Here is a 21,985-nt window from a genome sequence, read left to right on the forward strand (position 1 = left end):
GAGTGACGGGACTTGGTTCCATCACCGTAACATGAGTGACGGGACCGAGTCCCGTACACTGTGTCCATGGCTCGCTGGGAACCGAACGCGGCAGAACGGCTCGCTCACGCCGCCCTTGAGCTATTCGCCGAGCGGGGTTACGAGAACACGACGGTGATCGACATCGCGCAGCGCGCGGGACTGGGGAAGAGCACCTTCTTCCGGCACTTCCAGGACAAGCGGGAAGTGCTCTTCGGCGGTGGCACGATGAACGCACTGCTCGCCGAGGCGATCGCCGCGGCACCGGCAACCGCCGGCCCGCTCGAGGCGGTCGCTCACGCGCTGGACGCGGCCGGCGGAGAAGTCTTCACGCCCGCACGCCGTGAATTCATCGCCCGCAGACAGGCGGTGATCGCCGCCAACCCCGAGCTTCAAGAGCGTGAAGCGCTGAAGAACCTCGCCCTCATCGCATCGATGGCCGATGCGCTCAAACGGCGCGGCGTCGCCGACCTGACCGCTCGCGTGGCCGCGGAGCTCGGCGCGCTGGCCTCCACGATCGCCTTCGAACGCTGGAGCCGGACGGCCGCCGAGGACGACTTCAGCGAGATCGCACGACAAGCACTCGACGAGGTGCGAGCATCTACGGCCTTCTGCTGACGCGGTGACGGCCTTGACCAGGCTGGAGATGGCTGCTGGAGGTCGTCGCGGTTTGCCCACGGGGCCTTAGGAGATCTGGTGCGGGAAACACAACCTCCGGGCCCCGGCGAGAAGGCCGGGCGTGCCATGTGCCGGATGTGGCCACCGCATCACCCGGAGGCCTCAACTCGCCCCGGGAATCGCTGCGGTGGCCACCTGCGACGCTGATGGGCGACTCAGCGGCCGCCCAGTTGGTTACAGCCCGACCGGGTTGAGGTAGGTGCCCGGGTGGGTGGCGCCGTCCTGCTTGAGGATCTGGCCGCCAAACGGCCACTTCAGGGTGAAGTGCTCCGTCTCGTCCGGCGGGGTGACCAGGAACTTCGCCGGAACGAACTTCTCCTTCTGCGGTGTGGATCCGGCCACCGGGAGCAGGTTGACGCTGAAGCCCACCGTGTCCCCCTGTTCCAGGGTCATCTTTGTGGGCTTCTCGGAGGAGCGCGCCAGCGACCAGGTGCCGTCGGTCTTCTGGGCGCCGACCATGTCGACACCGGCGAAGCCGGACAGGGTGCAGGTGCGCCGGCTCTGGTTGGTGAACCAGATGTACGCCTGGGTCTGCTTCTCGCTCTGCTCCATCTCCGGCTTCGCGTCATCCCCCATGGCGAAGCCGGCCTTCAGGTCGGCGGTGTGACAGCGGGTCGGCGCGGCCTTGGCGGTGGCGGCCGAGGCCGGGATGGCGGTAGCGGCAGTGCCGGCGACGACGACGGCCGCAAGGGCCACGGCGGTCAGCTTGCTCTTCATGAAGTTTCGGGTTCCCCTCACATACGAATCGGCGCGCGAAGTCGGTGCGCGCCTACGCATCTGAAGATGTGCGATACCCGGGGGAGGTTCAGTGTGCCGGAGGGCCCTTTTCGGACAACCGGGCTCCCAACTGCGGCCGCGCACAAGAACTCATGCGGTACGAGCCGTCGCGGCGCCGCGGGAACGACACCGCAACGGCCCGCGACCTCCCCGGCCCCGGACGGCAGCAGGTGACAAACAGCCGAGGGCCCGACACCAGCCGGGCCCTCGGCGAAGACGAAGGAGCGAGGCTAGAGCACGGCGACGGTGAATGGCCTGTCCGCAGGGTTGCCGCCGCTGTCGCTGGTCACGATCGTGATCGTGTCCGCAGCGTTGCCGCAGTAGGCATGCGGCGCGCCGATCGCGGTGATCTCGCCCCGGTAGTTGCTGAGCGTGGCGACGATCGCCGCATCGGCCAGATCATCGCTGACGTTGAGGTCCGAAACCTTGACGCAGTACACGCCCGCGAAGGTCGTGCCAGTGCCCCGGGTGACCGATGCGACGTTCTTGGCGGCGAGGAGCGTGGCGTCCTGGGCCACCTTCGCGGCGGCGCGGGCGTACGGGGCGTCCATACCGTCGGCCGAAGCGCTGCCGGACACAGCGGCCAGGGCTGTTACGGCGCCGAGGACGAGTACGAGAACACGGCTGGTGCGGCGTGCAGAGGTACGCATTACCTGCTCCTTCTCGGCCGTAGCCGCCGTTGAGGCAGCGACCGGCCGGGATATCCGATGGGAAGGGCGGCGTCACCGCCCGAGGAGAGCAGAACAGGGCGGGGAAGTGTTCTCATCGAATGCCGGTGGAGGAACGGGCATCGACGCCCGGGGGGCGTGATCGGGCCATGAACCCAGCCTTGGATCCTCGGCCGACGTGCGCGGCCGGGCCCATCTGGAGCAGGAGGTGCTCGCCGCCGTCGGCCGCGCCGACTGCGCCGAACAGGCGGTCGCGGCGGCGCGCGGGGTGCGGGGTGCGGGGTGCGGGGTGCGGGGTGCGGCCGCGTGAGCTGTTCCGCACAGCGGCGGCGGACGTGCTCGAAAGCGCGCGGTCGGCCAGCGGGGCTGTACGGCCCATCGTGAGTTGGCCGCCGCCGACCGGCGACGGCGCCCCGGCCACCCCGCCGACGCCGCGCGTCCCGCGCGACGCGCCACCCGCGGCCGAGATACCCGGCGCGCTGCGCGACCCTCTGCGCTATCCGGCCGATGGGCTGGACGAGGACGCGACTCCCGCGAACTGGCCGCGGTCGTCCACCACTTGGGCTGCGGTCCGGGCCATGTGGGCGAGATGCTGGACGACCACCGCCGCACGACCCGCCGCGCCCGCGCCGTGACGGAACCCCTCTTCTACGGCTACGAGAGCTGACCGTCTCGCCAGGCCGGTCGAGTCCCGGCCGACCCGACCACGGCAGGGCCCGCCTGGGCCACGAGGCCGACCGAACCCCGGGCATTACACGCGGCCCTCCTTCCCGCGGCCACCCCTTCCCGTGCCGCCGCTGCCAGGCGCCCGGCACGCTCGCGCCCTCAGGCAAGCGGCTGCTGCCGCTCGAACGCGGCGACTTCCTCACCCGCGAGCCGCCCAGCTGGGATCCCGGCTCGGTGGCTTCCACACGGGTACGAGCCGGACAGCAGAAGCCCGCCCGCCGGACTTCGGTTCTCACCGGACCCGTCGCCGGGGAGCGAGCGGTGGGATCGGCTCACTGCCAGAAGCACTCTTCGACCACGAGCTGAGGGTCGGCGGTCCGCCTGGTGAATTGGTACCGCAGCCAGCCACGTCCGTGGTCGAAGTAGAGGACGTGCTGACCGCCGGGGCGGGTGGACTGGACCGGTTCCACACTCATCCCGGCCGGAAGGTCCCGGTCGGTGTCGATACCCCGAAAATACGGGTCGGCGGCGGTGATCAGTTCGGCCCGGGCGGCGTGGACCAGGGTGCGGGCGGCTGCGGGGAGAGCGTCGCGGTCTTCCTCGGCCTTCTTGGTCCAGTCCGCTTGCCAGGGCGGCCCCATGAAACCGTCGGTCACTGGCCGGGTTCCGCCTTGGCTGCCTGGCGGCGAAGGTTTCCGGCTTCCTCGATAAGGGCTTTGGCGCGGTCGTAGTCGGGCTCCCGGTCGGCCTCGTCCTCCAGACCGTGCACCTTCGCCTCCAGGCGAGGGTCGCGGGAGACGGCGTATTCGCCCCACCAGCGGGCCATGAAGGCGGGGACCGGCGCGAGGTCGTAGGCGTCGGCGATGTCGCGACGCCAGTGCCGGTCGAAGTCGACAAGGAGTTGCGGCGCGTGCTGGGCGATGGCGGCGCGGAGCGCTTTGGGCGTCCTGTCCGGCATGGGAGGCACGGCCCCTGAGCCGAGCGGCGCGGCGGTCATGAGCGGCGTTCCTTTGGTAGTGGCGGTCAGGCTACGGCCAGTGTGGGACTCGTGGTGCCCGTGGGGCCGTCAGGGGTGCTGGCGAAGGCGAGGGCGTCGCGCTGGTCGGTGGTGACCATGCGGACGTGGGTGTGGACCTCACCTCGGGCGTAGGCGTCCAGCAGGATCTCAACAAGGGCGGACATGGACCGGACCGTGTCCTTGACGCGGCGTTCGTCGGCCGCGTGCCATACGGCATCAGCGGTGAAGATGGTGCGGCCCCGCCGGTTGCGCGCCTCAGGATTCGGAGAGGTGCGCGGCAGTGTGAGGGTCCCGGCGGCGTAGTCGGTGAGGGCTCGGGACGCTACCCAGATAAGAGGTAGACCTTCGTTCTTGGCACGGTGGCCCGCGGCGTCCCATACGTCCTTGGCGATGTTCGGGGCGCGCTCCGTCTCGCCTGCTGCCGGCATGCGACGGCCCTCCTGTCGTGACACCCTCGGATCTACCTATTTGAATGGTACTACGGATCGAACCGGTAAGTCAGCGGTGCGCCGGTCAAGCCGATGGAGTCGAACGATCAGGGTCGCCGTCCAAGGGTGGACTGCGGCGTTCCGGGCCTACGGGCGACTTCATCGACTGCTTTGGACATCTCGGCCATTCGTCCGTCGGAAGTAACGAGGCAGATCCGCCAGTCGAGGGTGCGAGGGCCTCGAAACGCGGTTGAGGACGCCTGCCGCGAACACGGCATCGCCCTCGCCCGCACCGGGCCGCGGCTCTTCCACCACCGAGAACACCGCGGTCGGCGACGAGCGCGAGCTGACCGCGACACGGCCACGACCATCACACCGCTGGCGGGTGTCACCTTCGGGCTCTTCTCGGCCCAGCCCACGGAGTACGAACCCGTCACCAACAGCCATGAGGGCCACCCCAAGCCCCCATCGGGCGGGCACAAGCCGCCGTTCCACGGCGACGGACACAAGCCCCCGCCGGGTGGGCACAAGCCCCCACTGGGCTGGCACAACCCGCCGCCGGGCTGGCACAAACCCTGGCCCTACGGCGACGGACACGGAAGCTGATCGCCTTGAGCACCGCGGAGCCGCGTCCCATGCCAGGGCGTGCACCGCTGCCGCGAAGACGCCGCAGGTCATCGCAGCCCGCCACCACGCGAATTTCTGCTGCCGTGCCTGCAAGCGGGCTCAGCTTCGGTGACGCCGTCACTACGCCGAGACGGTCACGACCGGGCTCGCCTTCCTGAACAGCGAGGCGACCGATCAGGTCGTGCGGTGCCCGGCGTGGAGCGGGTCTGAACAATCCAGGGTCGGGCTGCGGGCGAAGGGCCAACGCCCGGCTCTGGATGGGCTCGGTGCCCACGGCGGGCTGCTCCGGTCCCGCCGCGCGGTCGGCTCGGTGAACATGCGGGCCATGAAAAGGAAGGGGCCGACAGGCCCGGATCCGGTAAACCGGGGCATGCCTTTGACCACTCGGCGAAGCGCCGGTGGGCTGTCGCTCCCGACGGCCCGAACGAGGTGGACGGCAGCTGCTGCCATGTGCGGCCCGACGCCGCCACGAGCACGATCGCAGCCAGCACTTCCCGGTCACCATGCCGGCTCCGACCGCCGCCTCGATGCCGGATCGGCGCCGCCGGCACCACTCGCTGGAACAGTGCGCAGGTCTGGCTCACTTCGGCGGCGGCCGCACCCGCAATATCCGAGCGCCGCCCAGCCCGGGAGACCTCAGCGACCGCCCCGCCGACCGTTCACAGCGATGGAGTCAATCGCCCGCAGAAAGGAACGTGGGCCTGCGCAGCAGCCACTGCCCGAACGTCCGACGTGGGGGCCGCACCGCGACGCGGCCGTGCGTCATCGTGCCGACCAGCTCCACGCGCAGTGTGATCGGCGTCCCGTGGTCTGGAGCCTGACGACTCTTGATCTTGCTGTGTACCAGGCTCAGGGCACCTGCATCGACCACGATGCCCGGCTTGGTGATCAGCGTCAGCCCCTTGCCCGCCATGTTCATGTCGATCTGCAAAGTGTCCTGCGTGATCACTGCCTGAGTGAAGTCGAGCGTCACCTCACACCACGCCGTGGCCAGCTCCAGCCTCCGCGGCACCACCCAGCGCCCCACGCGTTTGACCGCACCACTGTGAACCCCGTTGATCCGGAGTACGTCCTTGATCTCCGCTACGGCCGTGCCGGTCGAAACGGACACGGCCGGCAGGTCAGCGGTCAGCTCGGCCAGCGCACTGACGGTCCGCGCAGACAGGGCAGCTTCCAGGCGCTCGTCCAACTCGTCCGCGGTCAGCAGACCGTCCCCCGCCGCGATACGCAGCACATCCACCACCCGGTCCCGGTCCGCATGAGAGGCTCGCAGCTCGGGCGACGAGCCGGAGCCGGAGCGCTTCCCGGTGGGCGAAATCTCTCCCGACATGCTTCCGTCCTGGTCCTGTCGAAGCCTCTCCGCGCGACGCGGGCGGCGGCGCGAGTTGAAGGCTAACCGACACGCGAGCGTGGACCAGGGGACGCACTCCGCGTTCCAGTGCCGTCCGTACCGAATGGGCGTGGGCGCGGAGGATACTGCAAAGCCCCGCCCCGGGGCGCCACGGAGTGTGCCCGCATCCGCGGGTCGCCACCGTACGCGGTCACAAGCCAGCTTCTCGATCACCGCGGCCAGCCCCTGCCACGGGCCTCTCGCCGCGAGACCCTCCTCGAGCCCCGGGCTCTTCCAGCCGACGATGCAGCGGCTGATCGACAAGACCCTGCGCCCGAAGTCTGGATGTACTGGCGGGACACCAGCCGGGGCGGAGCGGTGTTCAACGTGCACCTGGCGGACGACCGAGGTCTCGATCTCGCGCAGGCCCGTGCCGCCGGACAGCGCATATCTCCGCACACCGAGGTCAGCTTCTTCGGGTCTTGCTACCGTCCCGGCATGAGTGTTTCCTCCGCTGGTGCCGACGGGCGCACCTCACGCGCCTCCGGCGTCCAGTCGGTCGCCCGGGCCGCGGTGTTGCTGGGCGCCGTGGTGGACAGTTCGTCGAGCGGGGTGACCCTCACCGAACTCTCCAAGATCACTGGGCTGAATGTCAGTACCGTGCACCGGCTGCTCGGCACGCTCTGCTCCGAGGGGCTGCTGTGCCGGTCCCGGGAGGGTGACCGGTTCCTGCCCGGTCCCGTTCTGCTCCGGCTGGGCCGCAGATCGCTCGCGGCCAGCGGGCTGCCGGAGGTGACGGCGATCCTCAAGGAACTGGCCGACGGCACCGGGGAGACCGCGAGCATCGGCATGCGGCGCGGTGACAATGTGCTGGTGCTGGTCTCCGTCCAATCCGAACAACCGCTGCGCTACCTGGGCGAGCCAGGGGTGTCCGTGCCGCTGGCCGGGTCGGCGATGGGCCTGGCCATGATGGCCTTCGACGCTACGCCGAGGGCGGGGCGGGCGCTGCCGCGGGGCATGACCACACAGACGTTCACCCAGGGCCGGACCGGCAGCCGCCCCGGCGATGGCGCCGATCGCGGCAGCCGGGATGCCGACTGCAACGGCCGGGGCGCCCACGACGGCCGGAGCGCCGAATGGTCTGCGGCGCCCGAGCAGTGGGCGCTGCGGGTGCGGCTGCTGGCCGCCCAGTTCCGGGGCTACGCCGTCTTCGACGGCGCCGAGGACAGCGGGCTGCGCGGGCTGGCCGCGCCCGTGGACAGCGGGTCCCCGTACGTCCAACTCGCGGTGGACATCCAAGGCCCGGCAGGACGGATGGCCGACGCCCGGCTGGACGGGCTGGGTGCCCGGGTGACAGCGGCCGCCGACAGTCTGCGCGGTCTGCCGGTCGCGCTGGCGCTGGGACAGCTCTGACGGCTTCCTCGGCTCCGGTGGCTCCGTCGACGGCAGTCGTCGGCCCGCCGCCGCGGTGAGCCCCACCCGCACCGATCCGTGAGGCTCCGGCCGGGCCGTGCCCATGGCGCATCCCGCCCGCGCACCGAGGGCGTTTGTGGCGAGCATGTTGCAGCTTCCGTACGGCATATATCGCGGATTCCCGTCCATGAGCACCGGAGCGAGCTCAACTTGCCCCGCTTCAGGCGGACATGACCTTTCCCGCAGAGCGAAAGAGCTTCGCGCATCGCGAGATGAGCGCGTTGACGGCCCTGTTCCGCTGGCCTACTGTCATCGACAGCCCGGCTGAGGAAACCGCTCGGGCACACCCGGCGATGGCCCGTACAGCGGATGGAACGGCAGGAGAGGGGGCGGTCATGGCAACAGCGGAAAGCGATGCCGCGATCGTCATATCCCGTAACCACCCCGTCTTCGACCTCCCGGAGATCGTCGCGGTGGAGCACGGGCTCTTCGACCGGGCTGGTCTCGACGTACGCCTCGCGGAGAACGCCCCGGCCCAGGAACGTGAGGCGCGCGACCCGATCGCGCGCCGCAAGGAGGCGCTCTTCGAGTCCGAGCGGGCCGACCTGTTCAATCTGTGCGAGTGGGGTGGCATCGACCGCCTGGAGCGCAACCGGCGCGGCGGTTACCTCGGGTATCTGCGCCCGGCCGTCGTCGCCCAGGCTCTGATCAGCTTCGACCCGGAGCTGAACGAACCGCATGACATGAGCGGTGTGCCCATCGGGGTCAACGAGTTCACCGGCTCCCACTACACCGCCCTGCACCTCCTCGAAGGCACCGTCCCCCGCGATCGGATCGTGCTGGAGCACACCGGGCCTCCATCGGCGCGTCTGGACGCGGCCGCCACCGGCGGCGTGCGGGCCGTGATGCTGATGGAGCCCTACCTCAGCCTCGCGCTGGAATCCGGGGCACACCTGCTGGGCTGCTACTTCTACCGCGGTGTGCAGGTGGTGGCGCCGCATCTGCCCCGTGAACGGCTCGACACCTTCATGACCGCGGTCAACGCGGCCGTCGACATCATCAACGCCGACCGCACGGCCTGGGCCGACCTCATCGTCGACGAAACCGCGGGCCGTCTCGCACCAGAGCGGCTCCGCTCCGAATATCATCGCTTCACCCATGCCACGCCCCTCACGCGGGAGCGCTTCACGGAGAGCTACGCGTGGATGAATTCCTGGCAACTCACGGACGGCCGCGGCGGCTACGACACGCTGCTCGCCCTGCGGTAGGCGAGGAGATGGTCATGGCTGACGAAATGCGGCATCCGGTGGCGCTCACCCGCCGCCACCACCTCGATCTCTGCTTCCTCGCCGGCGGTCTGTGTACCGGCGGGCGGCCCGCCGGGCTCGTCCTGACCTGAGCGAACACTCACCCCTTCCCCCGCCGTACCGGCCCGGCACGATCGCCGGTCGCCGCCTGCCGCGCCGATCGGGTGACCATTCGCACGAGGTGACCGCTGCACGGGCCCACGGCAGCCACCCCGTTCGTCGGCGCGGCCCGGTCCCGTACACCTTCGCCGCCGCCCCAACCACGCGCGTCGGGCCACTCGGTCGCCTGGCACCGTCCGTTCCTCTCCCCTTGTCTCATGTCGCTCCGAGGAGACCCTCATGCTCAGCGCCCTGCCCCGGCCGTGCCCACGCGCACCGCGCGGCCCGCTCGCCCCCGCTCTCCGCACCTCTCCCGGGGAGACTCCGCGATGACCGCCCGTCAAGTCCATGGGTCCGGAGCCATCACCGGCCGAGCGGTCCCCACCCGCCGTACGCTGCTACGTTCGGGTGGAGCGGCCCTGGCCGCCGCTGGGTTCGGGCCGCTGCTGGCGGCGTGCGGGGAATCCCAGGGCGGCGGGAGCGGCGCTGCGGCCCGGGTGGAGGACACCCAGGCCGGTACCGCGGGCGCGGTCATCAGACCGATAAGCGAGCGCCGCCATCTGCTCGGCGACCTGCGGCTCAGCTATATCGCGGGCACGGGCCCCGGCGATGTGCAGAACAAGCTGCTTTCCGGGGCACTGGACGTGGCCAGCATGGGCCCCATCGGGGCAGCGGTCTCCCTCGCCGCGGGCGCCGATGTGCTGATCTTCTCCACCAGCCTCGCCAACCACGTGCGGTGGCTGGTTCCGGAGAACAGTCCCTACCGCCGCATCGAGGACCTGCGTGGCAAGCAGATCGCCACACCGCCGAAGAACAGCGACGCCTACCGCTCCACCCAGCTCGCCTGCGCGGTGGGCGGCATCGACTTCGAGCGGGAGTACCACGCCCACCCCGGTGCCGTTCTCGCCGGGCTCTCCCTGTTCGAACGCGGTGACGTGGACGCCATCGTCACCATCGAACCCAACGCCACCCGCCTCGTCGCGAAGGGCGCACGCCAGCTCACCACCGTCACCGACCTGTGGCGGCACGGCTCCGGCTCGGACGCCGACCTCCTGCTCAACGGACAAGGAGCGAAACGCGGCTGGGTGGAACGGAACGAGCGGACCGCGGCAGCCCTGGCGGAGCTGCGTCTGAGGGCCCACCAGTACATCCACGACCGGCCGGGAATCCTCGCCGAGCTGCACCAGTACTACGGCATCCCGGCGGCCGAGAAGAAGGCCATCGCGCTGCTGCCCGAACGCCTCGTCGGGATCTATCCCACCGAGTGGGCGGGAGCGTCCTTCAGCAGCATGCGCGATCAGCTCCGCGTCGCTGCCAAGGTCGGTTTGATCAAGGCCGTGCCCGACAAGACCGTCTACCGCGACCTGGGGTGATGAGTCATGACCCACCACACCACAGCGATGGCCGAGGTCCGCCCGGCCACCGCCGCGCCGCCCCCGGGTGCCGGGTCCGGCACCCCGCCCGCGACGGCCCGCACCCGCCGGACCCTCTCCCGCCGCGTCCGGGCATTCGGCCGGGGCGCGCTGCCCGTCGCGGCATTCCTGCTGGTGCTGGTCGGCGGCTGGCAGATCGTGGCCGTTCGCAGTGGCAGCGTCCTGATACCGGATGTCCCGGCCGTCTGGTCCGCCCTGACGGACATCGTGACCCAGCCGCTGTTCTACGACTCCCTCGGCGCCACCCTGCTCCGCGTCGGCCTCGGCTTCGCGCTGGCCTTCGTCACCGCCGTCGTGGTCGGTATCGCCATGGGTCGGGTCGAGTTCGTACGGCGCTTCTTCGAACCGGCCGTGCTGATCGGCCTGACGGTGCCGGGTCTGGTGTGGGCGCTGCTGTGTGTGATCTGGTTCGGGGTCTCGCTGACCAACCCGGTGGTGGCGGTGGCGCTGTCCGCCGCTCCCGCGCTGACTCTCAGCATCTACCAGGGCACCCGCGCCACGGACTCCGCGTTGCGTGAGATGGCGCATGTGTACCGCTTCTCCGTCTGGACCAGCCTGCGCTATCTGTGGCTGCCGTCGCTGCTGCCCGCGTTGTTCTCCGGCGCCCGTCTGGGCCTGTCCCTGGCGTGGAAGGTGATCGTACTGGTGGAGATGTTCGGCATGTCGAGCGGAGTGGGCTACGAGCTCAACAACCAGTTCGCCGCGCAGAATGTGGCCGGGGTGCTCAGCTGGACGCTGCTCTTCGCGGCCGTCCTGGCGGTCCTGGAGTACGGCGTCCTCCAGAGCCTGGAACGACGGCTCGGGCGCTGGAGGAGGGCGACGGCCGTATGAACGGGGCGGAGGCGACGCAGGCCCCGGCCGCGGGCGCTCAGCCGTATGTCGTCCTCGACGGTGTCGGCAAGGTGTTCACCAGCACCCGGTCCGGCGAGCGCGAAACGGTCTTCGAGGACTTCACGCTGACGGTGCGTCAGGGTGAACTGGTGGCCGTCGTGGGGGCCTCGGGCACCGGGAAGACCACGTTGCTGCACCTGGTGGCGGGTTTGGAGGAGCCGGACTCCGGCGAGATCAGACTGGCCGACGGCACCGGTCTGCAACGGATCCGAGGCCGGAGTCCCGGTGCGGGCAGCGCCCGGCACCGGCTCGGCGTGGTCTTCCAGCAGCCTCGGCTGCTGGACTGGATCTCCATGCGCCGCAATGTCGAACTGGCCCTGACCAGTGCCGGGCTCGATCCCGCCGGTGCCGCGCGGGCGCTCGCCGACGTGGGCCTGGCGGAGTACGCGGACCGCTATCCCTCAGTGCTCTCCGGAGGCCAGCGCCAACGTGCGGCGGTCGCCCGCGCCTTCGCCGTGGAGCCCGAACTGATCCTGCTCGACGAGCCGTTCAGCGCCCTGGACCAGCTCACGGCGCGGCGGCTGCGGCTGCTGCTCCAGGAACTGTGGACGGCACGTCCGCGTACCGGCCTGCTGGTCACTCACAACCCCCTGGAAGCCGCCTTTCTCGCCGACCGGGTGATCGTCCTCGACGGTCGCCCCGCGCGGGTGCGCGCGGAGTTCACCGTCGGCCTGCCCCGGCCCCGCTCCCCGGAGGACCCACGGATCTTCGCCCGCCACAACGAGATCCTCGCCGCTCTCGGCTGACGGTCCAGCTCTGGAGCCCACCCGCGCCGACCACACCGCACATGCCACACCTCATCGACCGGAAGGAACGTGTCCTCGATGGCACCCCGGAAGAAAATCACCATGGAGACCCTTTCGCTGGTCTTCTCCCTGCCGCAGCTCGTCGCCAAGGACGAGGGCTTCTACGAGGAAGAGGGCCTGGACGTCGACTTCGTCCCCAAGGGCTATGACGCCAACGTCTCCTATCTCGACGACCACGAACTGGTCAGCTCCTTCGGCACCGTCCGCTCCAACTTCGAGAGCGGCGACGCCTCCTTGTACCGGGCCTGCGAGTGGGGCCAGATCCGGCGCTCCCACGACACCCGGATCGGCGGCCGGGTGATCGGCAAGCGAGCCGCGGTCGGCAGCCAGGCCATCCTGGTCCCGCCCGGCTCGACCGCCGTGCACCCGCAGGATCTGGCGGGTCAGGCGGTCGCGGTCAATTTCCACCACGGCTCGCACTACCTCGCCCTGCAAGCCCTGGAGGGCTTCCTGCCCCGCGAGGAGATCAAGGTGGTGCACGTCGGAGGCCCGCAACAGCGCTTCGAGGCGCTGCGGGACGGTGCCGTTCCGGCCGCCGCACTGATGGAACCGTGGATCACGGTCGCCCAGAAGCAGGGCTACCAGCTGCTCACCGAGGCATTCTATGTGGGTTCCGAGATCGCCTCGCCGGAGATCGACGCGGAGACCTACGACGCCTTGAACCGCGCGGTGGTCAAGGCCGTCCACAAGCTCCAGAAGGACCCCTACCCCTATCTGCACCACCTCATCGGCGAGGTGCCCAAGGAGATCGACCCCGACCTCCGGCCCAGCGACTTCGCCCGCTGGCGGCTGCGGTTCGTGGACCCGGCGCCCTACCCGGAGGACCAGTTCCAGCGCACCTACGACTGGATGCGCGGCTGGAATCTGATCGCGGAAGACGGCTCGACGTACAACTCCCTCGTGGACAACCTGCTGTCGGCATGACCGAAGCGGCCACGGCCCACGTCCCGGGGGCCCGCCGGCCGCAGGCCGCCGGAGGAACATGTGGGGGCGTACGGCGCCGTTACCGCCGTACGCCCCCGCATGCGTCGGCAACCTCCACTTCCCAACCTCCTACCGACTCGGGGGACGACCGTGCACGACCATCGCCGGGACCGTGGCGACAGGCACCGGGCGTGGCCACTGTACGTCGGCGGCTTCCTCGGACCTTACGGAAGCACGATGGTGACGCCGATGGTGCACGAGGTCGCGGCCGCACTGCACAGCACTCCCGGACTCGCGGCCACCGCTGTCACCGTCTACATGGTGCCCTTCGCGGCCTTGATGCTGGTCAGCGGGACGCTCGCGGAGCGGTGGGGACGCCGGCGGGTACTGCGCACGGCGCTCGTGGCGTTCACGGCGGCCACAGCGCTGTGCGCGCTGGCGCCCACCATGCGGCTTTTCCTGGTGGCCCGCGCCTTCCAGGGAGCCACCAACGCCTTCACCACTCCGCTGCTGGTGGCCATGATCTCCGACCTTGTGGGCGGTGCCCGGTTGGCCAAGGCGCTGAGCCGGTTCGCCGCCGCACAGGCCGCGGGACAGGGGGTGAGCCCGCTGTTCAGCGGTGCCGCGGCAGCCCTGAACTGGAGACTGGCCTTTCTGGTACCCGGGGTGTGCGGTCTGCTGCTGGTGTGCTTCCCGCCGTCCCGGTCGGCCACCCGGCGTGGCTCCATGGTCCGTGCCTCCTGGCGGTCGCTGGCCGACAAACAGCTCGTCCTGGCCTGCGCGGTGTCCTTCCTCGCCTACTTCGCCGCCGTCGGCCTCACCGTCCTCGTCGTCCTGCGGATCAAGGACCGCTTCGGCCTGGGACCGGTCGAGATCGGGCTGGCCGGTTCCTCATTCGGGCTGGCGGGCGCCGCCGTGGCACCGCTGGTCGGTCACATCCTGCACGCCAAGGGACCCCTGATCACGGGCATCGCCGCCGATGCGGCCATGGTTCTGGGTCTGCTGTGCGCGTCCCTCGGCACCACCCTGCCGGTCGTGATCGCGGGCATCGTCCTGGTCGGTGCCGCGGTGACCGGTCTGCGTTCGGCCGGCAACTCCCTTGCGGTCACCGGCGTCCCGGACAACCGCGCCGGTGCCGCGTCCCTGGCCATGTCCGCCCAGTTCTTCGGGGGCGCGATAGCGACGCCCGTGTGGCTGCCCGTCTATCACGCCTTCGGCGACCGGGGATTCGCCCTGGTCGCCGTCGTACCACTGGTGTCCGCCATGGTGCTGGCACGGGTCCGGGCGGCACCGCGTGGAGCGGCGGCCGTCCTCAAATGACGGCCCGTAGCGGAGAACGACCTTTCGCGTTCCGCGAGCGCGCCCGCCGCACGCGTTCCTAGAAGCCCCGGCGACTTGTAGTCACGCTCCCCCCTGTGGTCACCAGGATCAGGGCCCGCCCGGGCATCAAACTCCCGATGCGCGCGGTCTTCGAACGCCCCACCGCACGCGAGCTCAGCACTCTGCTTCCCGAACAGCGGACGCGGACAACGAGACCGGTGCGGTCAACGGCCGCAGGCACCAGAGGACTACGAGAGTCCGGCAGGCAGCCTCGTGTCTTTGTCAGTACGGGCAGAGTCGAGCTGCTTGCGCGTCAGGTTTTTCACGTGGGACAGGTCTGCGCCGGACAGGTCGGCATCGGTCAGGTTCGCGCCCTCCAGGTTCGCGCCGTCCAGGACCACTCCGGCCAGTTGTATGCCGTTGAACTCCTTGTTCATGTTTTTCAAGTTCGCACCTTCCAGATTCGCGCCGGACAGATTCGCATCGGACAGATTCGCGCCGGACACCTTCGCGGACTTGCTGTTGAAGTCCACGCGTTTCAGGTTCGAACCGCTCAGGTCCGCGCCTTCCAGATCCGAACTGCGCAGGTCCCCGTATTCCAGGTCCGAACCGTTCAGCTTCGCGCGGTGCAGCCTCGCGCCGCGCAGGTGTGCGCCGCGCAGATCCGTACCAGAAAGGTCAGCGTCGGCCAGCAACGCGTCTCGCAGGTCAGCTGCGAACAGCTTCGCGCCTCGCAGGTCCGCATTGACCAGGAGCGCGCCAGACAGCATGGTCCCTCCCAGGTCCGCGTTGCGCAGGTCGGCATTGCCCAAGTTCGCTCCCTGTAGGTCCGCAAACGCCAGTTTCGTGCCCCGCAAGTGCGTATCGCGCAGGTCCGCCTTGGCCAAGGCGGTAAGGTCCGCAGGGCTTTGTCGTCCGATCTCGGTTCCGGGGAGCCAGGCGGAGCGGAGGTCAAGGTGGAAGTCCTCGTCGTGAGTGGTGTCGCGGGTGGTGAGGACGGTGAGCGCGGCGTTGACGTCTGCCGGGACGTCCTGGCCCTTCGCCGGCGGCTTCGCGACGTGGGTGCGGATGTAGGTGGCGAGGACGTTGGCGATGGTCGGGTGATCACGGGGCGAGTCCTGCATGATGCGCTCCAGGGCGTAGAGGCCGCCCAGACGCACGTCCATCTTGTCCGCACCCAGATTGCTGACCGCCGCGGTGTACCGGTCGGTGATCTGCCCTTCCTTCGTCAACGCCCGCTCTTGGCGCGCCTGGTCGTTTGCCTGCCGCGTCTGGACATTGGAGTACCACAGGCCGACCACCGCCACACCAGACGCCACCAGGACCGACAGCAGCTCGATACGCCGCGCCCAATCCAGGCCTCCAGCCCCGCTCTGCGGGGCACGACCCGCCGTTCGAAACCGGTCCGGCCGGAGGGTGGACCGGGCGGATCGGCGTAACCGCGGACGGCGTGAAGACGCAGGAGGCATACCGATATTCGACCGCGGATATTGCCCCACCACAACGATTCTCGCTTATCTCCCGTCGAACGCGGCATGGCACGGCTGAAGTCCTGGCAGATCTTCCGCAGGGCCCGCATCAGCGCCAACCGCATGACCGTCATCGCCAAGGCCGTCCTCACCCTGGAGAGGCAACGCTGAAAAGGCTCAGTTATTCGGCGAGGAAGGTACGAATGGAGGCGACGTAGTGCTGCGGTTCCTCCAGGGACGGCAGGTGACCTGAGTATTCGAAGACCTCGATCTGGGCGGAGGGCAGCAAGCCGGCGATCCGCTCGCCTTCCGCCGGCGGGTTGAGGATGTCGTGTCGTCCACTGATCAGCAGCGTCGGGATGTCGAGGGCGGGCAGTTCGGCACGGAAGTCAAAGCCCAGAACGGCGTTGTTGGCAGCCTCGATCTGCTCGGCGCTCATCGCGAGCCCCAAGTCGTGGCGGGAGATGAACCAGTCGCGCACCTGTCGACGGACGGATTCCGGTGTCTCCGGGGCGAACATGCGAGCACTGAGCCACTGCTGCTGCTCCTCACGCGAGAGATCCCGCAGCTCGTCGGCGTGTTCGGCGAGTACACGGGCTGAGGAGGACGTCGTGCCATGGGACGTGGCCACCACGAGGATCATTTTCTGGACGCGCTGCGGCACGGCGAGAGCGAGCGCCTGCGCCACATAGCTGCCCATCGAAACACCCAGCACCGCGGTCCGGGCGATCCCCAGCGCGTCCAGCAGCGCAATAATGTCGTCAACGTGATCACGCAGCGTGAAAGCGGTGGGCCGGGTACTGCGCCCGTGGCCGCGCAGGTCGGGTGCGATGACACGGTAGGAGTCGGCCAGCGTCTCGATCTCGTACCGCTGTGCGGTGGCGTCCACGGTGACGCCGTGGAGCATCAGCAACGGCTCGCCCGAGCCGGCTTCGGTGATGTGCAGATCGATCCCGTTGACGTGCCGGAGTTGCTCGGACAGGTCGAGAGCCGTCACCGGTCAACCTCGCTTTCGAATGTATTGATCCGGACATTGCTGGCAGGCCATTGGCGTGACGGATTGCCCGGAGGGCGGGACCGCGGGCGGAGTGCACACAGGCCCAGGCGTGCGACGGGGTGTTGTTCACATGGTTACGACCAGCTTGCCCAATGTGTGTGCGCGGACGAGGTCCACACACGCCTGCGGGCCCTGATCCAGGGTGTACCGGCGGCTGATGGTCGCCGGCAGTCGACCGCCTACCGCGAGTTCGCCGACTTCCCGCATGCCGCCGAATCTCCCGTCCAGGTCGAGCACGAAGCGGAGACCCACGTCGTCGCGACCGAGGTGATCCGGCCGGGGCGGCGGGTAGACGATCGTGACCAGGCGGCCGCCGGGCCGAAGCGCCCGGGCGATTCCGGTCAAGCGATCGGCGGGCAGAGTCAGGTTGAACGCGGTGTCGACACCCTGGGGGTAGTCCGTCTCCGCATAGCCGATGACCTCCGCCGCACCGAGGCCACGGAGGGGGTCGGCGTCCGCAGCGGTGGCAGTGGCGATCACTCGCGCACCAGCGGCGACGAGCAGCGGAACCACGGCGGTGCCGACGCCGCCGGTCGCGCCCACGGCCAAGACGGTCTCGCCTTCGTGCACCTCAGCCGTCCCGATCATCGCCAGCGCGGTCAGACCGGCTGTCGCCAGTGCCGCCGCATCGGGTGCCGACAGTCCCGCCGGACGGTGCGCGATCAGTGGGGTGTCCGCCTCGAACACCGCGTATTCGGCAAGCGAGCCGGTGCTCAGCGAGGGTCGGGTGGGACTGGCCACCGCACGCATCGCACGTGGCACCGCCTCGCCGAAGATCTCGTCACCCACCTGGAAGGCGGTGACACCGGGACCGACCTGGCTGACCGTTCCGGCGAAGTCGTTGCCAGGTACATGCGGGAACTTCAGCTCTACGGCCCCGCGGTACTCACCACCGGGCAGACGGACGTCCGTCGGGTTGATCGAGGCCGCGGAGATCCGGACCTGGATCTGCCCCGGTCCTGGCTGTGGTGTCGGCACCTCCATCACCGTGAACCGCTCTGGCGGCCCGTAAGCGGTCGCAACAACAGCCTTCATGGGTATCGCCCTCCACGTGTTGAGATCCGACAGTAAACGGACCGCGCGGTCATGTTGTGAGGGTGACGGTAACCATAAGCGGACCGCGCGGTCAACTTGCTAGTCTATTGATGTGCCATCTCCTCGACCGCTGCGCGCAGACGCCGCTCGTAACCGGAAACTGCTGCTTGCGGCCGCCGCGGACGAGTTCGCCGAGCGGGGGCTGAACGCCTCGGTGGCCGATATCGCGCGGCGGGCCGGCGTCGGGAAGGGCACCGTGTTCCGCCACTTCGCGACCAAGGACGACCTGGTCGCCGCGATCGCTCTGGATCGGATCGCCGTGCTCACGGCGGTGGGCGAACGGCTGCTGGGCGCCCCGGACGCGGGGGCCGCGCTGCTTGAGTTCCTCACCGCCGTCGCACGAGAGCTTCAACAGCTCGACCTGTCGTTCCTCCAGGGCGCCGACGAACTCGACAGCGAGATCTCCCAGGCCCAGGAGCGACTGTTCCAGATCATCCACGCGCTGGTCGATCGCGCTCGTGAGCACGGTGATGTGCGAGCGGACATCACCGGAACGGACGTGGTCGCGCTGATGTGCGCGCCGAACCACGCTGTGAGTTTCCTGCCGGACGCCCCGCCCGACCTGTGGCAGCGCTACCTCGCGATCATCTTCGACGGCCTGCGTCCCGAGGGAGCCCACCCACTGCCCCAACCGCCACCCCCCTCACCGTGACACAGCGATCCCGCCCGGCTGCCGTCGCGTAACCACGCTGGGACGGCAATGGCGTACTCAACGCTGCCTGTGCGTCACGTCCAGCTCGGAGGCATCCGTGCCGCGCACGAAGTTCACAGTTCGCGTCCAGTGTCCCGGGCCTGTTCATAACCGAGCTCGAGCAAGGCGGCACGGAGCTTGGCCGCGGCTTCGTCCAAAGCCGACTGATCCTCCTCCGGCTTCGCCTTACTGAAATCAAAGTCGGACATGTCCCAGACAGGGGCTACATGTATATGCAAATGCGGCACCTCGAAGCCCGCGATGACGACACCGGCTCGCGGAGCATCCCAAGCCCGCTGCACCCCTTGCCCAATAGCCTGGGCCACCTCAAAGCAACGCGCCAGAAGGGCTCCGTCGGCGTCCGTCCACCGGTCGACCTCACGCCTGGGCACAACAAGCGTGTGACCAGGCCGCAACGGCGCGATGGTGAGAAATGCGGTGACTTCTGGATCTTGCCAGACGAAGCGCCCAGGCAGCTCACCAGCGATGATGCGAGAAAACAACGTAGCCATACAAAGGATCTTGTCATGCAGGGTGGACGTTTGTGTCGCCTTCGTCGCCGTCGGCCGGGCCCCGATGGGTTCACTGCCGGCTGAGGGTGATGCGGATACCGGTGGAGCCATGTGGGCCTCGGCGGAGCCGGCTGCTCAACAGCGTGAGCCGACCGATGAGGCCGTACTTGCGGGCGATGAGCTTGCGGTAGCGGCCGGTGGTGTCGGGGTCGCAGATCTCGGCGGTGGCCGGGACCTGGTCGCCGAGGGGGTTGCCGCGCAGGTCGCAGGGGCCGACGAGGATGTCGCCGCGGGCGCGGATGCGCTTGACCTTGTAGGAGTCGGCGGGGGTCCAGACGCCCAGGGTGTCGCCGTCGCGTACGACCCAGACGGGCGTGGGGGCGGGGGTTCCGTTCTTGCGGTAGCTGGTGACGAGCAGGTACTTGCCCGTGCCGAGGCTTTCCAGTGCGGTGGCATCGTCCATGTCGAATCGTCTCCTGATCCGGGTCGTCAAAGGTCGGCCGCGCCTACCGGCGCCGTCGGCTGTGTGCCGGAAGCCCGGCAGCCTCCATCATGTCCCGGTCCCGGTCCCGGTCCTTGGCCGCGGGTGCGGGTGCGGGTCCGGGAGGGGCGGCGACTGCCTGGGCGTGGGCCCGGGGCGTTGGTCAGAGGTGGACGCGCAGAAAGCTGTTGATCTTGGTGACGGCGGGGGTGACGAACTCGGGCAGGTCGTAGAAGTCGAAGTGCGTGCCACCCTCGATGAGGAAGAGTTCCTTCGGCTCCTGGGCGGCGCCGTAGGCGGCCTGGCTCTGCTCGAGCGTCTCGGCCTTGGTGCCGGCGATGAGCAGCAGCGGGGTGGGCGCGAGGAGTTCGATGGTGTCCAGGGCGGAGAACTGGGCCATCTTGTCGTACGACCACAGCAGCATCTTGTTGTTCCAGGCGGGGTCCTGGTTGCGGTCGGTGAGGTAGAACTTCTTGCCGTTGTTGACCCACTCACCGCCGTCGCCGTCGGGCATGAAGGGCACGTACCGCGGTTCCGCGCCCTGTGCGTACGCCTCGCGTGCCATGGCGGCGGCGCCCATCGTCTGGCGCCAGTCGCCCGCGTAGCCGCTGGTGATGGTGGCGCGCAGGTCGGGCAGGCCGCTGACCGTCGCGACCGCCTTGATCCGCCGGTCCGCGACGGCGGCGTAGGGGACGTAGCCGCCCCCGCCGCAGACGCCGACCGCCCCGATCCGCTCCCGGTCGACCTCCTCGCGACCCACGAGGAACGTCACCGCGTTCTTGATGTCCTCGGCCTTGGCGTAGGGGTCCTCGTCGAAGCGAGGCAGGCCCTCGCTGTCGCCGTAACTGGTGTGGTCGAACGCCAGGGCCGCATACCCGAGTTCGGCGAGCCGGGCGCCATAGGCCGCCGGTGACTGTTCCTTGGTGCCGGAGGCAGCTCCGACCACGACCACCGCCGGAACCGCCCCGGTACGCCCTTCGGGGAGGTAGAGGTGGCCGACCAGACGGTTGCCGTGGCTGTCGAAGGTGATGTCGATGCGCATGACGGGACTGCCTTTCAGGGGAAGTTCTCTCGGGCTCGATGACGAGTCTTCCGCCGGAAAGCAGGGCTGAACAGGGGAAAGACTCTTCCTGGGAAGGACTCTTCCTAGGTTGGGCATGGCCCTGCATGCCGGTCTGTCCGTGGGAGACCATGGGCGGCATGACCCCACACGCAGACCGTCCCAGGGAACTCGCTGCCTTCCTTAAAGCGCACCGCAGCCGCCTCGACCCGGCTGACGTCGGCCTGTCCACGCCCGGGCAGCCCCGCCGTGTCCCTGGCCTGCGCCGCGAGGAGGTGGCCCAGCTGGCCTCGATCAGCACCGACTACTACACACGCCTGGAACAGGGCCGCTTGGCCGGCGCCTCCCCGGGGGTCCTGGACGCTCTGGCCGGCGCCCTGCGCCTGGGCGAGGACGAACGCAGCTACCTCTTCCAGCTCGCCGGCAAAACCGACCAGCGCCCCCGCAAGCCGACCGGGCCTGAAGGGGTGCGCCCTCAGCTCCAGCAACTGCTGGACAACCTGCGCGACAGCCCCGCCCTCGTCCTCGGCCGCTACCTGGACATCCTGGCCTGGAACCCGCTGGCCACCGCCGTCTTCCGCGACTTCGCCCGCGTGCCCCGCCTCGAACGCAACTTCCTGCGCATGCTCTTCCTCGACCCCCAGATCCGCGGCCGCTACACCGACTGGGCACCCCTCGCCCGGATCTGCGTCGGCTTCGTCCGTGTCACCACCAACGGACACAGCGAACCCAGAATCTCCTCCCTCATCGGCGAACTTTCCCTCACCGACGCCGACTTCCGCACCTGGTGGGCCGAACAGCACACCAGTTACGAGACCAACGGAACCAAACACCTCACCCACCCCGACGTCGGCGACTACGCCCTCGACTGGCAGGTTCTCCAGACCCTCGGCGAGCAGCAACTACTCATGGTCATGACGGCGCCACCGCAGAGCGACAGCCTGGCCGTGTTGCGCCGGCTCGCTCGCTGACACCGGCGGCGCCGCGCACACCGCCGTGATCACGGAGGGCACCGACGCCGCGATCGACGCGGCCGACATCACCCTCGTACGCAACGACATGGGGCGATGCGATCCCATCTCATCGATCGTTGAGATCACAGCGCCCCGACGACCTGACCAGGACACCTGCGACAACGGTGTCGGCCCGAGTGACCAGCCCCACAGCAGCCCCTATTGCATATTGATCGCAATAACATATTGGATGCGTGTGCTGTG

At 69.2% G+C, this 21,985-nt stretch carries 24 protein-coding genes and 2 pseudogenes; 13 read left to right on the forward strand and 13 right to left on the reverse strand.

All coding sequences use genetic code 11. The features are described 5' to 3' along the window. Nucleotides 1-66: 66 nt before the first annotated feature. A complete protein-coding gene (locus AB0E24_RS04845; RefSeq protein ID WP_079255794.1) occupies nucleotides 67-636 on the forward strand; it encodes a TetR/AcrR family transcriptional regulator in 570 nt (189 codons plus the stop codon). A 234-nt stretch (nucleotides 637-870) separates the two neighbouring features. On the opposite strand, the gene AB0E24_RS04850 is transcribed toward AB0E24_RS04845, so the two are convergent. Continuing rightward, nucleotides 871-1,413, reverse strand: a complete 543-nt coding sequence (locus AB0E24_RS04850) for a DUF4232 domain-containing protein (RefSeq protein ID WP_359374935.1) — start codon at nucleotides 1,411-1,413, stop codon at nucleotides 871-873. Nucleotides 1,414-1,703: 290 nt separating this feature from the next. Continuing rightward, entirely contained in the window at nucleotides 1,704-2,123 is a 420-nt protein-coding gene (locus AB0E24_RS04855; RefSeq protein WP_359374936.1) for a hypothetical protein, read from the reverse strand. 196 nt (nucleotides 2,124-2,319) lie between these two features. On the opposite strand from AB0E24_RS04855, the gene AB0E24_RS04860 reads away from it, so the two are divergent. Further along, on the forward strand, nucleotides 2,320-2,451 hold the full coding sequence (locus AB0E24_RS04860; protein ID WP_359375280.1) for a hypothetical protein: 132 nt from the start codon (nucleotides 2,320-2,322) through the stop codon (nucleotides 2,449-2,451). A 688-nt stretch (nucleotides 2,452-3,139) separates the two neighbouring features. Here the strand turns inward: AB0E24_RS04860 and AB0E24_RS04865 are convergent. The 3 genes from AB0E24_RS04865 to AB0E24_RS04875 are packed head-to-tail and all read right to left on the reverse strand — an operon-like array spanning nucleotide 3,140 to nucleotide 4,253. Next, a complete protein-coding gene (locus AB0E24_RS04865; RefSeq protein WP_359374937.1) occupies nucleotides 3,140-3,463 on the reverse strand; it encodes a hypothetical protein in 324 nt (107 codons plus the stop codon). Beyond that, nucleotides 3,460-3,804 carry a hypothetical protein gene (locus AB0E24_RS04870; protein WP_069869505.1) on the reverse strand — a complete coding sequence of 115 codons (345 nt, stop codon included), beginning with the start codon at nucleotides 3,802-3,804 and terminating at the stop codon, nucleotides 3,460-3,462. The genes AB0E24_RS04865 and AB0E24_RS04870 overlap by 4 nt, the downstream gene beginning before the upstream one ends. Before the next feature lie 26 nt (nucleotides 3,805-3,830). Beyond that, a complete protein-coding gene (locus tag AB0E24_RS04875) occupies nucleotides 3,831-4,253 on the reverse strand; it encodes a hypothetical protein (RefSeq protein WP_093703541.1) in 423 nt (140 codons plus the stop codon). A 228-nt stretch (nucleotides 4,254-4,481) separates the two neighbouring features. Between AB0E24_RS04875 and AB0E24_RS04880 the strand changes: the two genes are divergently transcribed. Further along, nucleotides 4,482-4,859, forward strand: coding sequence for a hypothetical protein (locus AB0E24_RS04880; RefSeq protein ID WP_283888406.1), 378 nt, complete (start codon nucleotides 4,482-4,484; stop codon nucleotides 4,857-4,859). A 392-nt stretch (nucleotides 4,860-5,251) separates the two neighbouring features. On the opposite strand, the pseudogene AB0E24_RS04885 reads toward AB0E24_RS04880, so the two are convergent. Continuing rightward, nucleotides 5,252-5,488: pseudogene (locus tag AB0E24_RS04885) on the reverse strand (transposase); the annotation flags it as partial. A gap of 65 nt (nucleotides 5,489-5,553) precedes the next feature. After that, entirely contained in the window at nucleotides 5,554-6,210 is a 657-nt protein-coding gene (locus AB0E24_RS04890) for a DUF1707 SHOCT-like domain-containing protein (RefSeq protein ID WP_359374938.1), read from the reverse strand. A gap of 498 nt (nucleotides 6,211-6,708) precedes the next feature. Between AB0E24_RS04890 and AB0E24_RS04895 the strand changes: the two genes are divergently transcribed. The 7 genes from AB0E24_RS04895 (at nucleotide 6,709) to AB0E24_RS04925 (ending at nucleotide 14,403) form a co-directional block, all read left to right on the forward strand. Continuing rightward, nucleotides 6,709-7,623, forward strand: coding sequence for an IclR family transcriptional regulator (locus AB0E24_RS04895; protein ID WP_283888403.1), 915 nt, complete (start codon nucleotides 6,709-6,711; stop codon nucleotides 7,621-7,623). Between the two features lie 395 nt (nucleotides 7,624-8,018). Beyond that, nucleotides 8,019-8,891, forward strand: a complete 873-nt coding sequence (locus AB0E24_RS04900) for a substrate-binding domain-containing protein (protein ID WP_069869501.1) — start codon at nucleotides 8,019-8,021, stop codon at nucleotides 8,889-8,891. A 467-nt stretch (nucleotides 8,892-9,358) separates the two neighbouring features. Continuing rightward, nucleotides 9,359-10,402 (forward strand): ABC transporter substrate-binding protein, encoded by a 1,044-nt coding sequence (locus AB0E24_RS04905; RefSeq protein ID WP_359374939.1) that lies wholly within the window; start codon nucleotides 9,359-9,361, stop codon nucleotides 10,400-10,402. Between the two features lie 6 nt (nucleotides 10,403-10,408). After that, entirely contained in the window at nucleotides 10,409-11,293 is an 885-nt protein-coding gene (locus tag AB0E24_RS04910) for an ABC transporter permease (protein WP_232564211.1), read from the forward strand. After that, a complete protein-coding gene (locus AB0E24_RS04915; protein ID WP_359374940.1) occupies nucleotides 11,290-12,099 on the forward strand; it encodes an ABC transporter ATP-binding protein in 810 nt (269 codons plus the stop codon). The genes AB0E24_RS04910 and AB0E24_RS04915 overlap by 4 nt, the downstream gene beginning before the upstream one ends. Nucleotides 12,100-12,177: 78 nt before the next feature. Then, nucleotides 12,178-13,083 carry an ABC transporter substrate-binding protein gene (locus tag AB0E24_RS04920; protein WP_359374941.1) on the forward strand — a complete coding sequence of 302 codons (906 nt, stop codon included), beginning with the start codon at nucleotides 12,178-12,180 and terminating at the stop codon, nucleotides 13,081-13,083. 150 nt (nucleotides 13,084-13,233) lie between these two features. Beyond that, the gene (locus AB0E24_RS04925; RefSeq protein ID WP_359374942.1) at nucleotides 13,234-14,403 is read left to right on the forward strand and encodes an MFS transporter; all 1,170 of its coding nucleotides are present in this window, start codon (nucleotides 13,234-13,236) and stop codon (nucleotides 14,401-14,403) included. A 248-nt stretch (nucleotides 14,404-14,651) separates the two neighbouring features. Here AB0E24_RS04925 and AB0E24_RS04930 read toward each other — a convergent pair whose 3' ends face one another. Then, nucleotides 14,652-15,710, reverse strand: coding sequence for a pentapeptide repeat-containing protein (locus AB0E24_RS04930; protein WP_359374943.1), 1,059 nt, complete (start codon nucleotides 15,708-15,710; stop codon nucleotides 14,652-14,654). Nucleotides 15,711-15,920: 210 nt separating this feature from the next. Between AB0E24_RS04930 and AB0E24_RS04935 the strand changes: the two are divergent. Next, nucleotides 15,921-16,043 (forward strand): annotated as a pseudogene (locus AB0E24_RS04935) (IS5/IS1182 family transposase); the annotation flags it as partial. A 10-nt stretch (nucleotides 16,044-16,053) separates the two neighbouring features. On the opposite strand, the gene AB0E24_RS04940 reads toward AB0E24_RS04935, so the two are convergent. Beyond that, nucleotides 16,054-16,869, reverse strand: coding sequence for an alpha/beta fold hydrolase (locus AB0E24_RS04940; RefSeq protein ID WP_359374944.1), 816 nt, complete (start codon nucleotides 16,867-16,869; stop codon nucleotides 16,054-16,056). Between the two features lie 126 nt (nucleotides 16,870-16,995). Beyond that, nucleotides 16,996-17,964, reverse strand: coding sequence for an NADP-dependent oxidoreductase (locus tag AB0E24_RS04945; protein WP_359374945.1), 969 nt, complete (start codon nucleotides 17,962-17,964; stop codon nucleotides 16,996-16,998). Nucleotides 17,965-18,076: 112 nt separating this feature from the next. Between AB0E24_RS04945 and AB0E24_RS04950 the strand changes: the two genes are divergently transcribed. Beyond that, a complete protein-coding gene (locus AB0E24_RS04950) occupies nucleotides 18,077-18,676 on the forward strand; it encodes a TetR/AcrR family transcriptional regulator (RefSeq protein WP_093706386.1) in 600 nt (199 codons plus the stop codon). 113 nt (nucleotides 18,677-18,789) lie between these two features. Here the strand turns inward: AB0E24_RS04950 and AB0E24_RS04955 are convergent, their stop codons facing one another. From AB0E24_RS04955 to AB0E24_RS04965, 3 genes are all read right to left on the reverse strand, one after another. Further along, nucleotides 18,790-19,227, reverse strand: coding sequence for an HIT family protein (locus AB0E24_RS04955; RefSeq protein ID WP_359374946.1), 438 nt, complete (start codon nucleotides 19,225-19,227; stop codon nucleotides 18,790-18,792). A gap of 70 nt (nucleotides 19,228-19,297) precedes the next feature. Then, nucleotides 19,298-19,690 (reverse strand): PPOX class F420-dependent oxidoreductase, encoded by a 393-nt coding sequence (locus AB0E24_RS04960; protein ID WP_359374947.1) that lies wholly within the window; start codon nucleotides 19,688-19,690, stop codon nucleotides 19,298-19,300. 181 nt (nucleotides 19,691-19,871) lie between these two features. Continuing rightward, nucleotides 19,872-20,750, reverse strand: a complete 879-nt coding sequence (locus AB0E24_RS04965; RefSeq protein WP_069869490.1) for an alpha/beta hydrolase — start codon at nucleotides 20,748-20,750, stop codon at nucleotides 19,872-19,874. A 158-nt stretch (nucleotides 20,751-20,908) separates the two neighbouring features. Here AB0E24_RS04965 and AB0E24_RS04970 point away from each other — a divergent pair, with 158 nt between their 5' ends. After that, nucleotides 20,909-21,739 carry a helix-turn-helix transcriptional regulator gene (locus AB0E24_RS04970; RefSeq protein WP_069869640.1) on the forward strand — a complete coding sequence of 277 codons (831 nt, stop codon included), beginning with the start codon at nucleotides 20,909-20,911 and terminating at the stop codon, nucleotides 21,737-21,739. The last annotated feature ends 246 nt before the right edge of the window (nucleotides 21,740-21,985 follow it).

The sequence above is a fragment of the Streptomyces malaysiensis subsp. malaysiensis genome, assembly GCF_040653035.1.
Lineage (GTDB): Bacteria > Actinomycetota > Actinomycetes > Streptomycetales > Streptomycetaceae > Streptomyces > Streptomyces malaysiensis.